Source organism: Microcoleus sp. PH2017_09_SFU_O_A (genome assembly GCF_020738625.1).
Classification (GTDB): Bacteria; Cyanobacteriota; Cyanobacteriia; order Cyanobacteriales; family Microcoleaceae; genus Microcoleus.
This window is the reverse complement of the sequence record NZ_JAEQCF010000056.1, coordinates 17,972-31,373: the sequence shown is the minus strand read 5'-3', so window position 1 is coordinate 31,373 and position 13,402 is coordinate 17,972. Positions and strand designations below refer to the sequence as shown.

Genomic DNA, 13,402 nt, shown 5'->3' with positions numbered 1-13,402 from the left:
GCGTCACAAATACTGCAAAACTGTTCACCGCAATGATGGTTATATGTATGGGTTTTCCACTCTTGTCCGCTAAATCGGCGATTAGAGGCGTACCGATCGGAATGTCCCAACTGTGGGGCGAAGTTTAAGATTCCCGCGTTGTGGGCGGATGGCTGGTGTCAAGGAGGTTTTGTGAGGTTTAAAAAGATGGCGGAGTATCAGAAATATTGCTGATTCCTTGAGACAATAAAGTTCTGTATGCTTGCTGAGGATGAGTTGGTTCATCAGGATATTTGAGTTCTAGTAATTTTTCTGACAACATTGGATTAATAAAATGAGTCCTAATTGTTTCAGAACTGCGATTCAATAGTTCAGCTAATCTTTTGACAGTTAAATATCTTTCCGAGCAAAGTTTCAGAATCGTGTTTCTCATCAACTCTGGACTTGCCCGTTGCTTTTCTCGAACCGGAGCAGCTATTTCTAGTAAAAAGAAATTTTCATCATTATGCACGGAGCTTGACTCATTATGCACGGAGCTTGAGTAATTATGCACGGAGCTTGACTCGTTATGCACGGAGCTTGGCTCATTATGCACGGAGCTTGGAATCAAGGAAAGTAAATCAGGTTGACTTTTATTTGGTAGAGCGTACTGAGTTCCGCGACCACGACCAGAGCGCTCTAACCAACCATTATTTACGAATTGCTTGAGACATTCCCCTATATCTCTGGGATGTTCTCGACTATAACACTGAATGTCAGCATTGCTAATTTCTCCTGATTGATGTGCCAGTATCAAAATAATCCGCTCTAATTCGGTCAATTCGCAATAGTCATCTCCCACAATTTCCCTTAACTCTGTTTCGACATTTTCGGGAATCATGCTCACCATTGGTAAAGCAACCAAAGTCATCTCTAACTCTAATTTCTCTGATACCAAAGGAAACCATTGCTGCTCTATCCATGCGCGGATCATCTTTCTAAAGCCCGATCCTGCTTTTTCTCCTAAGCCAAGCATTTGAAACATTTTTTGCAAATTAGGATTGCGAGGATCGCTAACGCCGCCTTCGTAAAGCTGCTGAATAGAAATTCTCAGACGACCCGGATTGGAAAACGAAAAACCATTTTTATACTTGGTAATTTTTAAAGGGCGAGTAGATTGATAATCGGCATGAATAAGAGTATTGACCAAAGCCTCTCGCAATGCTTCATGGACATGAGTTTCGCCACGACGTATGGCATCTTTGTCGAGTTGGAAAGGAACTTCTAAATCATTAACTACACGAGTATAAACACGATAGTAAAAATTAAACAAGTTAGGTTCCCACTTGCCGTCAAGTGTTAGTCTGTAAGTCCATCGTGTTTCTGGATCGTCAGAAAGTTGCTCCTGATAATCAAGTTGGTAGTGAGACAGTGCATCTAAAATACTACGTTCGCGACCAAACATGAGCAAACCAGCAATAGTTAACCCTTCTTGACCCGTGCTGCGATCGCGACTCCATCCCCCTAACTGACGCAACAAATCCGAATCATGTAATGCCAGCCAAGGATGATCTGGTTCTCTAGAGCTAAACCGTTGACGAAAGGATTTTAATGTTTCTGTATCGATATCACTAAGGTCGAAACCTTCTAAAATTTGGATATCTTGAGGTGCATCACTGGCATCGCGCAACATTTGACGGATTTCAGCATCAGTGCAACGATAATCCCCTTCATAATTGCGTTTATATGTGCCTGTTAAGGGATTATTGTTAATATAAACTGGTCGCTGTGTCCGAGTCGCTCTTGGCACTTTAATAATGACTAACTTATTAGTTTCAATCTCTAGTTGTTCTAGATCGGAGTTAAAACAGATAGGAGTGCTGAGTTTTTGCAGATTGTTATGATTGTTCCAAAATTCTTTTAATAGTACACTGGGGTTACGGACACCTGAAATCTCGAACCCATTTCGATTTTCCGTGACACCTAGAACAATATAACCACCATCTGTATTGGCAAATGCTGATACTGTTTCCCAACTACTTTTGGGAAAACCACCGTCAGCAGACTTAAATTCAATGTCTTGGTCTTCTCCAAGGTTTATGCGATCGAGTAATGTTTCTAAATCCATTTCCTTATCTCTGAAGCAGGGTGAGTAAACTCCAGTTCTTTCTCATAAAGGCGTTTGAGCGCTGCCAGTATTTCAAAGCTCAAACCCACAGACCAACAAGAGTCGATCGCTGCCAGCGCGATTAAGTATGTTATCAGTGATAAATATTTTGTTACTATACATTAAGTCAGAGTCCTAAATGTCGTAGCCATAAGGCTTAAAAAACTATGGACACAACTGGACTCGAACCAGTGACCCCTACGATGTCAACGTAGTGCTCTAACCAACTGAGCTATGCGTCCTCACGAATTACCAATGTAGCAGAACATTAGATGGATTGTCAAGCATAAATATAAAATTTTTCAAGCCACCCACAGCCACCACCCTAATTCCCAACCCGCCAAATCTTCACAGTTCGATCGCCCGAACCGCTAGCCAAACACCCCGCATCAGCACTAAAGGCCACCGACAAAACCTCCCCCCCGTGTCCCGTCAGAAGTTCCAGCAAACCCCCCGTAGCCGTATCCCACAAATAAATCGAACCATCCCGACTCCCCGTCGCCAAAAACCCACCATCCCGGCTTAACGCCACACACAAAACATCCCCAGAATTGTCCCTCATACTTCGCAGCAGTGTCCCTCGCCCCTGTGCATCCACCCGCCACAGCTTCGCTGTACCGTCCCGACTCCCCGTCGCCAAAATCGATCCTTCTCCTACTCCCCCCCTTACCAAGGGGGGGCTGGGGGGGGTAGATGCAAAGGCGATCGCCCGCACCCAATCCCCGTGCTCTGCTAAAGTACAAATCGATCGACCATTGCGCCAATCCCACAACTGCAAACTCTTATCCCGACTCCCCGTCGCCAAAAACTCCCCACCAGGACTAAAAGCCACAGCCTCAACCCCACCGACGTGACCATTCAAAGCCGACATCGGCCTACCCTTATTCAAATTCCACAACTGCACAGTCTTGTCCCGACTCCCCGTCGCCAAAACCTGACCGTCGGGACTAAAGGCCACAGCATAAACTCGATCCTCGTGACCGCGCAAAGCATACCACCACTTACCCTTATTCAAATCCCAAATTTGAATCGTTTTATCCCGGCCGCCGCTAGCCAAAGTCGCGCCATCAGGACTAAACGCCACAGAAGTCACCCAGTCAGAATGACCAGTGAGAGTGTACCACCGCTTACCCGCGTCCAACTTCCACATCTCGATCGTCTTATCCTCACTCCCGCTAGCTAAAGTCGCACCATCGGGACTAAATGCGATCGACGTAACAGCATGGGAATGCCCTACCAGAGTATGAACGCACCTCCAAGTAGGCGCGCGTGCTGGCACAACCCGCTGCATCGGTGGCACAGGTATAATAGTGCCTGCAACCGTTGGTGGCACGGCATTCTGCACCGCAGGCATCCTCTGCGGCGCGGGAATTGCAGGCGCTGGTAGGGGCGGTGGATGGTGCGTGCCCGCCCCCGACTGCTTCGGCTGCAAATCTTGGAGAACTTCAGCTACAGATTTGTAGCGGCGACTGAGACTCGGTTCGATCATTCTGTCGATGATGCGGCTTAATTTCGGATCGATTTGAACCTTCAAAAAATCTCGCCAAACCCAAACATCTTGATTGATATCGAACAAATCAAACGGAGATATTTGAGTCAGTAAATAAATGCAAGTTACGCCCAAACTATACAAATCGCTAGCATAAACCGCTTGACCTCGAATTTGTTCCGGCGCCACGAATTCAGGCGAACCAATCACTGTACCTGTTTCTCTCAAACCCTCCACAAGTTTTGCAGCACCAAAGTCAACTAAAACTAATTCCCCGGTTAGTGTTGGGTAAGTATAAATAATCGGAGTTTGAGCAATGCGGCGGCGGATAATGTTAGGTGGTTTAATGTCTCGGTGAATTACATTGCGATCGTGCACGAACTGCAATACTGGCAATAAATCATTCAGCATACCGAGAATCTGATTTTCGCTAAAAGCCCCAGCCCCCGCCAATTCTTGCTGTAAATTTTGACCTTCTATAAATTCCTGCACTAAATACTGATATCGTTCCTGCTGAAAGTGCGCCAGCAATTCGGGAATTTGCGGGTGTTTCCCCAATTCGTCCAGCCGCACCGCTTCTCGGTTGAATAATTCTGCTGCTTTTTCGGCGCTGCTGGTTCCTTGGGATAGCGGGAAAAACTGCTTGATTGCACAGCGCGGTTTTGAGGGTTTGTCTTCGTCAACGGCTAAAAAAGTACGGCCAAAACCGCCGCGCCCGAGGGGTTTGATGGCGCGGTAACGCTCTCTGAGCAACAGTTTGGTGCCACAATTCAGGCAGAATTGAGTTCGATCGGCATTTTGCGGGTTTTGACAGGCGGGGTTTAGGCAATAACTCATAACTGAACCGGGAAGCAATCAGCAGCATATTTCTATGATACTGAGGCAATACCAAATCCGACTTAAATATCCCCTTTATTTCTTAGTCCGCGGAGGCGGACATCGTTTGTGTAGTCGCGGTTTCAACCGCCGAGTCTTATCTCTCGCGTTACAATTTAAAATTAAAGGACTGAAGTCCGAACGATCAAACCAGTTTGTAGTGAGGACTTCAGTCCGCAGCATTTAAGATCTAGCTTTAACATTCAGAGCATACTCTTTAAACCTTTCCAAGTCAGCCTGAATAGTCGATTCAACAACTCGCCCTACAAATGAATTGTCCATCAATGTTGCCAGCCAGCCGGGAACTCCATAAGCCACGGTTAGTTTGACAATGCTGCTGTTTTTGCGATCGTAAAACCGCACCGCACCCCGATTGGGCAAACCATCTACCGATTCCCACTGAATTATCTGATTCGGCACTAATTTGAGAATCCGAGAAAGCCAGCTAAATTCTAACCCCCCGGTTGCAAGTTTCCAGCGCGATAATTCTGGATCTTCTTCGAGAACTCGAACTGATTCTATCCACTTCATCCAGCGCGGCATTTGCTCTAAGTCAGACCAAAGTTCCCACGCTAATTCGATAGGAATTGCCACTTCTACTTGTACACTATGCTCTAACCAATCAGTCATTCGATTTTAGATTTTAGATTTTAGATTTTAGATTGAAGAATTGTTTCTTCTCGTTTCCAGGCTCGGCCTGGTAACGCATATCCAGAGGCTCCGCCTCGGTTTTCAAAAGCGAATATCAGAGGCAGAGCCTCCTCCAAGGCATTCCCAGCCAGAGCCTGGAAACGAGAGAAAATCATTAGCTTTTAGCTTTTAGCATTTTTCACTGGAGCGACTAATGCCAACTGCCAACTGCCAACTATCAACTGCCAACTAACTGTAAGTTTCCAGAATAGCCTTAGCCGCTTGATGACCGGAAAGAGTCGCACCTTCCATGCTATCAATGTAGTCTTGCTGAGTGTAACTTCCAGCTAAAAAGAAATTAGCAACAGGAGTTTTTTGAGCAGGGCGGAAAAGATCCATTCCCGGCGCTTCCCGATACAGAGATTGAGCGAGCTTAACCACACTGTACCAAGTCATATTTAATTCCCGTGCTGAGGGGAATAAATCCTGAACTTGCTTGAGTACGTGTTGGGCGATCGCCTCATTGCTTTGTTTGATAAACGGATCGCCCGGTGTCAGCACCAACTGCAACAGAGAACCTTGTCCTTCTTTATAATAATCCTTGGGACTTGTCAGCGCCAAATCGGCAAAACAAGAAAAATCTGCATCTGCTGAATATAGCAAATTATCGATGCCTACAGCGTGGCTCAACTGTTTGCGCTTGGCTTCATCTTCCAGTTCCGTTACCCAACCATCGAACCGCAATTGTACTGTCGCAACTGGTACCGCATCTAACTTATAAATGTTGTCAAATTCCGACCATTTGCGCCAAGCTGGAGGCAATATTTTCTGAATTCCAGGCACGTCGCAGGCGAAAACGTAAGCGTCTGCGGTAATATGTTCTTCAGTTTCGCCGTTAGCTACTAGCAAACCTGTTACGCGCGTTTCTGTGCCTTCTTCAAACTGAATTTCTCGGACTCGGCGCCGCGTGTAAATTTTGGTTCCTTTACTTTCCAAATATTCGACAATTGGTTTGTGCAAATATTCGTTGGGAGAACCGGACAGCATCCGCATGACAGAGGCTTCGGTTTTGGAGGCAAAGAATTGGAAGATTGTCAACATACACCGGGCTGAAATATTTTCGGTGTCGATAAAACCTAGTGCGTAGGCGATCGGGTTCCACATTCTTTTGAGGGAGTTTTGGTTGCCCCCTTGACTGCGAAACCAGTCAGCAAAGCTAATTTTATCCAAATTGCGGATAGTTTTCATTGCTCCCTCAAAGTCGATCAAACCACGGACGATGGGGCTAGTTCCCAGGGCGATCGCATTTTGAATTTTGTCTTGTACCGTTAGCTGGGATGTAGTGAAAAATGCCTTCAAACCGTGCAAAGGAGCACCCACGGGAAAGCGAAAATCCAAAGAACCAGTTTCGCCGCCTCGATTGATAAAAGTGTGGACGTGATCTTTGAGGAGCAAATCGTCAAAAGCTCCCACCTTTTTCATTAGGGCAAATAAGTTATAATAGCAGCCGAAGAATACGTGCAAACCCATTTCAACGTGATTCCCGTCGGGATCTACCCAACTGCTGACTTTGCCGCCGACAAAAGGGCGGGACTCAAAAATTTCTACTTCGTGGCCGGCATCCACTAAATCGACTGCTGTGGTCATTCCAGCCAGTCCCGCACCTGCGATCGCAACCCGCATTTTACCTATCCTTATCCAGTATTTTTACAAATTGTAACAAGTTTTAGAGTTTCCGAAACATTCTAAAGTGCGTAAATGCCGATCGGCACTTGCACCCCTCTCTGAATTCTTGCCAAAAAATCCGCACTAATTGCACCGTAAGGGCTTTGTTCCAGATAAGTCTGGCGCAAAGCAGACACATTTTCGCAGACAGCTAAAGAATCAGCTTGTAATCCTCCCTCACCAGCCGGAATTAAGATGCGATTAGGATTATCTACGCCTGTAAGGTTACTTGTGAAAGGAACAACAATCACAGAATCGCTAAACTCGTTGCGGATGTCAGGAGAAACCACAACTACAGGTCTTTTTTTTTGTATCTCCTAACTGACGCAAAGCCCTTGAAAGATAAATCTCTCCTTGTCTGGGATAAGTTGTAGTTATTGAATTAGAGTCCATCGGCGTTCCATGCTTCCTCTATCTGTTCTTCTACAAAATCAAACCACTCTTTTTCATCCTGAATATCTTCTTGACTGCGGTTGAGATAAAATTTCCGCAATTTATCTTCTATTTGCTTGGCGTACCAGAGACGGAGAGCTTGTTCGATCGCCTCCGTCCAATTATCGGTAAGCTGGTCTATTTTATCAGCAAACTCGGCATCAAGGGCGACCAACACTTCTCGCTTTTGAGTAGAATTTGACACGTTCGTTCTCCTTGCCAATTCAAATAAAAAAATGACTGCTAACTGTTGACTGGCGACTAATATCATTGGTTGTTAGTTATTGGTTATTAGCAGCATCACACGAGTAACAAATAACAAATAACAAATAACAAATAACTAACAACTAACAACTGACTTTAAAACATCGGCATCAACTGAAGTGGCCCAATTCCTAAGTCTTTAGGAGAAACCCAGCGCACCTCAAACAAAGCGACCATATCCTTAAACTGAGGCTGACCGCGAGAAGCACCCATCAACCCTTTAGCAATCACCAAACCGCACCAACCGTTAGTTGATTTACAGCGGCGCTCCCACTTTTTGCGAGCTTCCTGATGCACCGGGTCGTTTTCATTAAACTCGCCAAACAAATACAATTCCCCATTTTTTGTTTGCAAAATACCCAAGTCGTATTGCTCGTCTTGAAAAGGATCTTCGCCCGGATTAAAACAAATTGCCTTCACCCCTCCAGCTTCTTTCAAATCTTGAATCATAGTTTTAGCCTTGGGATTGGAAGTTTGAATCATCACTACAGGCAAACCATCCCCGGCGGTATTAATATCGACTTCTGCACCTTCGTGAAACTGGACACTTCCGCGTAGAAAATCTACCGTTTCCCAAGGTACGACACCCAGACTCAAGAATGAATTTTGCGGCACCAAATCGTCCCGCAGCCGTGGCATTTCAAATTCATCATCCTCATCGTCATCGTCATCGCCCAGCATCTGTAATAATTCGTCTGACACCTCAGGCATCGTCGAAACTTTAACCGATACCTGTTGAATTTCTCCATCAGACTGCGGAACAGGGATGCGGTAGCGACTGTTGAGAGCGGGAAATGTGTCTGCTGCCAATTTCCGGCGGCCGTTGTGGAAAAAGCGGTGGAATGCTTCGAGAGCAACTAACATCGTCAGGGCTTCTTCTTCGTAAAGAATCGATCGCAATCCTTCTAAAGGATGCAGGTTGCCAAAATTCGGTTCAATTTCCGATGGAGGCAAATCGGCTAAATCAATTTCGTCATCGTCATCCTCATCAAGCTCGCCGGCGCTTTCAAAGGTGAGAAACAAACAGTCTTGCCCTAAAAAAGCCTGTTCTAAATCTTCAAAAGAGTCATCGTTGACAACTCGCTCTCGAAACCGCTTCAAGGATTCTAGAGATCGGTACAGCAAAACTCCGTAATCCATTCTCCCTTGGCCCAATACGGATACGTAGAGGCTGGCGACATCCCACTGATTGATTTCAATAGATATAATTTGATGTTCGCTCAAAGTCCGCCACGGAGCATCGTGCCAAATTTGAGCGGCTTTTTCCATTAGCACTTCGGCGTACTCAGGCGGTAATTCGGGAGGCCGATTCACAGCGACCTCTTCCATGCCCCGAAAGATTTCATCAATTAAGGGCAATTCCGGTACGTAGTCAATGGAAATACCTAAATCTTGAAGTATTCCCCGCAGGTAAAATTGAATTTCTCGATTTTTGACTACGATTTTTTGGGGGCGGACTGCGGGGGCCGGACTTTGGGGATGTTCCATTGCCCGCAGGAGAGCGCGGACGATCGCCTCTGGGCCCGCATCTGGGCCTACCATGTCCATTGCTCTGACGATGCCTTCAGAGCCGTCCACCCAGAGAATACACTCGCCACCAGCTTCTGGATCGTCGTCGTCCTCTAGCATCATGTGCGAGTCAGCATTTGATAACGGTCGGCGGTCGCCCTCCCACACGCTGGGAATTTGAGGTAAGTTTTGTAGCCGACGAAGAGTAGAGCGATTCAGCGCTGCCATAGAGTAAGCCCGTTGGGTGAAGCATTGTTGCGGTGCCACAAAGGGTCAACCGCTGCTTCTCAATCATAAACCCTATAGGGGGAGAGGACATCAAGCTTGGAAATGAGGTCTCACCGTAATTAAAAATTTCCGGCTAAAAATTCTGCCTTCAACGTTCAGTTGACAGTTGACAGTTGACAGTTGACAGTTGACTCCGAAAGCTTTTGGCAGTTGGCAGTTGGCAGTTGGTAGTTGGCAGTTGGCAGTTGGCAGTTGGCAGTTGGCAGTTGGCAGGAAAGTAGGTGACTGACTGATGACTGATACTGATAACGTTCGCTCTTCGGGGACGCTCGCACTAATTAATGACTGATGACTAATGACTTCTTCCCTCTTCCTTCTTCCCTCTTCCTTCTTCCTTCTTCCTTCCCTGTACAATGGAGGTATAAGATTAAACTCTTAACATTCGACAGTCTCAGGAGTTCGACAGATTATGACTCAAGCGATTTCCCAACAGCGGGGCATTCAAATGACGGACTCTGCTGTTCGTCAAGTTTTAGCTCTTCGAGAAAAACAAGGTAAAGACCTCTGCTTGCGCGTAGGGGTGCGGCAGGGCGGCTGTTCTGGTATGTCTTACGTGATGGATTTCGCAGACCCCAGCACTGTGAAATCTGACGATGAAGTGTTCGACTACGAGGGTTTTCAGGTAGTGTGCGATCGCAAGAGCATTCTTTATCTCTACGGTTTGGTGCTCGACTTCAGCGATTCGATGATCGGCGGTGGCTTTAAGTTCACCAACCCCAACGCTACTCAAACTTGTGGCTGCGGCAGTTCTTTTTCTGCTTAAATGGGAAAATTGCTTGGGGCATGGGTATGGGCATTGGTAATTGGTCTCCAGCTAATTGCTGACAATCGCGATCGACAATTAGCCTCGGATGCGCTTCCTTTGTCCCGCACCCCATGCTTTCGAGCAATCTAAAATCTAAAATCCAAAATCCAAAATCGAATGACCCCTGAAGAAATGTTTAAAGACGGTTTCGATCGCTACCAAGCTGGCGAAGCCCCTGCTAATCTGATCCCCGTGTTCAAAGAATTGTGCGAGAAATCTCCCAAAAATGGCAATGCCTGGGCTAGCCTCGCGTGGCTCTACCTTTTGGAAAATAAACCCGGATCGGCTCAAAAAGCAGCGAAAACAGCGGTTAAATTGAACCCTCACGACGCCCAAGCTCGCATCAACCTAGCAGTCGCGATTCTGGATCTCAAAGAAAAAGGGGTGCGCCCCCACGTAGAAGTTGCTCAGCAACTCCTGATGGCTTCCGAAGAGTTGTTAGAGGAAGTTACAAAAAATTTTGAAGAAGGATTAAGCCGCAAACCGGACTGGAAGAGTCTCGCCCGCGTGAAACAGTGGCTTCTGGAAGCGTAAGCCCCCAAACAATGTCGATTTGGGGGTGGGGATCAAGGAAATCGGGTTTGTGGTTTATTACGATCTCGTAATAAATCAATAAATAACTTTATGGAAAACTCAGGAAGTCAGTGCTAGTATTTGAAAACTTAGACGATCGACAAACCGGCACAGCGGTTTTCAGACTTGACTACCATAAATACTAGGAGTTGTAAGAACATGAGCACTGACAGCCACGTTAACATCAAACCAGCAACCCGCAACCACAAAGGTTTCTTTATTCAGCCTGCTTCTTACAAATTGATGAGCATCGATAAATCCGGCTGGGCCTTGATTTGCATGGACAAAGCAGTTTGTCATTATGTAGATCCTGATGACTTGCAATTGCCGAATAAGTCGGGAATGTCTGAAGGTTAATCCAGAAGTTTTGAGAGACATTAAAATGCTTTATTTGAGTAGCTGCCCTCCCTGGAGAGGCAGCAACTTTTTTTTTGTCAGTTGTCAGTTGTCAGTTGTCAGTTGTCAGTTGTCATTAGTCCTGCCGTCGGGCAGTCATCAGTCATCAGTCAGAAGTGTACTAGATCTAACCCAATACAGTTCACTTAAGACAGTACACCAGGAAAAACGATTTGACAAACAGACCCTGCGATTGCTTCGCGAAGACGCTCGCAATGACAAAAAACGTTAAGTAAACCGTATTGAGATCTAACCAATGTAAGGAAGTTCGGCAACGGGTTGTGTAGCGGATGTAACGGATAGAATTCCCAATAACCGATTACCGATTACCGATTACCGATTACCAATTACCAATTACCAATTACCAATTACCAATTACCAATTACCAATTACCAATTCCCAATTCCCGATTACCAATTACCAATTCCCAATTCCCCATCGCCTAATTGCTAGATTTGATAGAAAAATTACAAATTACCGATTACCAAGAATAATGGGTTTAAAGCCTCCTCGTTCGAGGAGGAAATAAAACAAAATTATTCACTGTTTCAATCCTGTTCCTTCTAGGTAGAGGTCGATCTCAAACTGTCAACTGTCAACTGTCAACTGTCAACTGTTGACCAATTCCCGATCGCCTAATTGCTAGATTTGAAGGCAAAAAGCAGATCGAGCTGAGCAGTTGTCGGTTCTGTCGAAGTTGTGGCTACGCTGACTCCTCGGAGAGAATTGAGCACTTCAGCAACGGGCGGCGAAACTAAATTGGGCTGTACAGCGAGCAAATAACGGTTCGCCCATGACATGGTTTTTTCCATATCTATATAAAAGTAACCTTGGTTCGCCTGCGGTACAGCAGTGGCGATCGCCTGAAAACTCGGACTGCTGCTTAATGGTTGCGGTGGCGCTGTGGTGATGACATCAACTAAAGGGCCGCCGAAGGCAACAAATACAGAATTTTCATTCAGCCAACCGTGCCCGAATAAGGTTCCTTGTTGCGGTATTTGCCACTCTGTAACCTCTTTTCCCTGGACTTGTCTGGGGGCGACGCTGACTGTAGGATTGCTTTTGGCGATCGCATCGAGTTTTTTGAGGGTTGCTTCGGCTGCGGGGCGATCGCTCGTTTCAAAAATCATCGCCGCCCCCATCCCCAACTGAGACAAAATACCTTGATCCGAACCGATCGCCCCGATCGCAAATTCCCCATTCATCCAGCCAAAAACATCACGATCGGCATCCAAATCCAAGCGTTTAAAACTACTTCTCACCTGCTGAATGCCCCTGTCAACTTCCGGGCTATCTTTTGCCTCTGCCGTCGCCTGCAACCAAATGCGATCGAGTCCCTTACCCCCTACTAAAGCAATGGTTTCACCGGGAAATCTGGGCAACAATTTCGATCCGACTGGCGGCTTTTGCTGTCCGAATTTAGGATCTAACCGAGCGATAGTTTTCACCCTCAATCCCGAACTGTCGGCCCCTATTCCCGCTACCAAAGACTTGACTTGTTTAAACTGTGAAAGCACTGTCGAAGGCAATTGAAAATCATCGGGCAAATTAGTTTTTAATTGCTCGATTGCAGCAGGATAATCAGCAATGTAAATAGTTGCGATCGGATTCGGTACGCCAGCACTCTCTGCAAAAAACTTAGTTGTACTCTTTTCGGTGGCGAGGGAGGGCTGTCCTTTAAAAGTATCGATCGCCATTTCCACAGGCTTTCTCAAAGGAGCCATCACTAATTGATCGTCCAACAAAGCCACACTGTAGCGCTTGCCCGTTGGCTCTGCAATCTCAGAAATTTTAACTCCTTTATACTCAGTTTCTTGAGTTGTGGCACCTTCCTGAGATTTTAATTTATTAGCAAAATTCCAAGCACTAATTTTATTTTTGACACTGACTACAACGAGCAGTTTAGGAGGCTCTGTTTTAGCGGTAGCATCTGGGGGTAACAAAGCCACCATCACGCCCCCCAGCCAGGGCTTTAAGTCTCTCTCAAAGTCGATTTGAGTGCCTGCCAAGCTTTGTTCTTGAAAGGCCTTCAAACCCGCACCGACCAACTTTTGAGCGCCCGGGGTGCCGAATTGCTGCAACTGTGACAGTGCTTGGGGATTGGGGGAGATGAAGGCGGCCATCATTGCTTCGTCGGGTACAACTTTGGCGCTGTCTTGGGGGTTGGAGACTTGTTGGCTCAAACCGTGGAAGTAAAGGTACACCGCGGCGCTACCTGCTGCAATGATGGCGGCAGCAATTAGAAGCTTTGGTTTTTTTGCAGGCATTGTTTTCGATCCTAGCGTCCTTT

Annotated in this window: 12 protein-coding genes and 1 tRNA gene; 3 read left to right on the top strand and 10 right to left on the bottom strand. The window is 46.3% G+C overall.

Annotated features, from left to right (window positions below; translation table 11 throughout):
- Positions 1-178: 178 nt before the first annotated feature.
- The 9 genes from JGK16_RS20950 to JGK16_RS20910 all read right to left on the bottom strand — a co-directional run bounded on the left by JGK16_RS20950 (position 179) and on the right by JGK16_RS20910 (position 9,692).
- On the bottom strand, positions 179-2,086 hold the full coding sequence (locus JGK16_RS20950; protein WP_293186817.1) for an RNA-binding domain-containing protein: 1,908 nt from the start codon (positions 2,084-2,086) through the stop codon (positions 179-181).
- A gap of 207 nt (positions 2,087-2,293) precedes the next feature.
- Positions 2,294-2,367, bottom strand: a tRNA-Val gene (locus tag JGK16_RS20945).
- 83 nt (positions 2,368-2,450) lie between these two features.
- Complete coding sequence (locus JGK16_RS20940) at positions 2,451-4,451, bottom strand: serine/threonine-protein kinase (RefSeq protein WP_293192312.1); 2,001 nt, start codon at positions 4,449-4,451, stop codon at positions 2,451-2,453.
- 222 nt (positions 4,452-4,673) lie between these two features.
- On the bottom strand, positions 4,674-5,120 hold the full coding sequence (locus JGK16_RS20935) for an SRPBCC family protein (protein WP_293192313.1): 447 nt from the start codon (positions 5,118-5,120) through the stop codon (positions 4,674-4,676).
- Positions 5,121-5,369: 249 nt separating this feature from the next.
- Positions 5,370-6,803: a 9,9'-di-cis-zeta-carotene desaturase gene (zds, locus tag JGK16_RS20930; RefSeq protein WP_293192316.1), complete on the bottom strand. Its 1,434-nt coding sequence runs from the start codon at positions 6,801-6,803 to the stop codon at positions 5,370-5,372.
- Between the two features lie 62 nt (positions 6,804-6,865).
- Positions 6,866-7,135, bottom strand: coding sequence for a type II toxin-antitoxin system PemK/MazF family toxin (locus JGK16_RS20925; RefSeq protein ID WP_293192319.1), 270 nt, complete (start codon positions 7,133-7,135; stop codon positions 6,866-6,868).
- A gap of 92 nt (positions 7,136-7,227) precedes the next feature.
- Complete coding sequence (locus tag JGK16_RS20920) at positions 7,228-7,482, bottom strand: hypothetical protein (protein ID WP_293192321.1); 255 nt, start codon at positions 7,480-7,482, stop codon at positions 7,228-7,230.
- A gap of 155 nt (positions 7,483-7,637) precedes the next feature.
- A complete protein-coding gene (locus tag JGK16_RS20915) occupies positions 7,638-9,278 on the bottom strand; it encodes a hypothetical protein (protein WP_293186823.1) in 1,641 nt (546 codons plus the stop codon).
- 90 nt (positions 9,279-9,368) lie between these two features.
- Positions 9,369-9,692 carry a hypothetical protein gene (locus JGK16_RS20910; RefSeq protein WP_293192323.1) on the bottom strand — a complete coding sequence of 108 codons (324 nt, stop codon included), beginning with the start codon at positions 9,690-9,692 and terminating at the stop codon, positions 9,369-9,371.
- 55 nt (positions 9,693-9,747) lie between these two features.
- Here JGK16_RS20910 and JGK16_RS20905 point away from each other — a divergent pair, with 55 nt between their 5' ends.
- The 3 genes from JGK16_RS20905 to JGK16_RS20895 all read left to right on the top strand — a co-directional run bounded on the left by JGK16_RS20905 (position 9,748) and on the right by JGK16_RS20895 (position 11,073).
- Positions 9,748-10,101: an iron-sulfur cluster assembly accessory protein gene (locus JGK16_RS20905; protein ID WP_265238087.1), complete on the top strand. Its 354-nt coding sequence runs from the start codon at positions 9,748-9,750 to the stop codon at positions 10,099-10,101.
- A 159-nt stretch (positions 10,102-10,260) separates the two neighbouring features.
- Positions 10,261-10,677, top strand: a complete 417-nt coding sequence (locus JGK16_RS20900) for a tetratricopeptide repeat protein (RefSeq protein ID WP_293186825.1) — start codon at positions 10,261-10,263, stop codon at positions 10,675-10,677.
- Between the two features lie 198 nt (positions 10,678-10,875).
- Positions 10,876-11,073, top strand: a complete 198-nt coding sequence (locus JGK16_RS20895; protein WP_006632682.1) for a hypothetical protein — start codon at positions 10,876-10,878, stop codon at positions 11,071-11,073.
- A 674-nt stretch (positions 11,074-11,747) separates the two neighbouring features.
- Here JGK16_RS20895 and JGK16_RS20890 read toward each other — a convergent pair.
- The gene (locus JGK16_RS20890) at positions 11,748-13,379 is read right to left on the bottom strand and encodes a DUF3352 domain-containing protein (RefSeq protein WP_293192325.1); all 1,632 of its coding nucleotides are present in this window, start codon (positions 13,377-13,379) and stop codon (positions 11,748-11,750) included.
- Between the last annotated feature and the right edge of the window lie 23 nt (positions 13,380-13,402).

Excerpts from the sequence above, each read along its gene's own strand:
- JGK16_RS20950 (WP_293186817.1), bottom strand. The coding sequence starts at position 2,086 with ATGGATTTAGAAACATTACTCGATCGCATAAACCTTGGAGAAGACCAA.
- JGK16_RS20940 (WP_293192312.1), bottom strand. The coding sequence starts at position 4,451 with ATGAGTTATTGCCTAAACCCCGCCTGTCAAAACCCGCAAAATGCCGAT.
- JGK16_RS20935 (WP_293192313.1), bottom strand. The coding sequence starts at position 5,120 with ATGACTGATTGGTTAGAGCATAGTGTACAAGTAGAAGTGGCAATTCCT.
- zds (WP_293192316.1), bottom strand. The coding sequence starts at position 6,803 with ATGCGGGTTGCGATCGCAGGTGCGGGACTGGCTGGAATGACCACAGCA.
- JGK16_RS20915 (WP_293186823.1), bottom strand. The coding sequence starts at position 9,278 with ATGGCAGCGCTGAATCGCTCTACTCTTCGTCGGCTACAAAACTTACCT.
- JGK16_RS20905 (WP_265238087.1), top strand. The coding sequence starts at position 9,748 with ATGACTCAAGCGATTTCCCAACAGCGGGGCATTCAAATGACGGACTCT.
- JGK16_RS20900 (WP_293186825.1), top strand. The coding sequence starts at position 10,261 with ATGACCCCTGAAGAAATGTTTAAAGACGGTTTCGATCGCTACCAAGCT.
- JGK16_RS20895 (WP_006632682.1), top strand. The coding sequence starts at position 10,876 with ATGAGCACTGACAGCCACGTTAACATCAAACCAGCAACCCGCAACCAC.
- JGK16_RS20890 (WP_293192325.1), bottom strand. The coding sequence starts at position 13,379 with ATGCCTGCAAAAAAACCAAAGCTTCTAATTGCTGCCGCCATCATTGCA.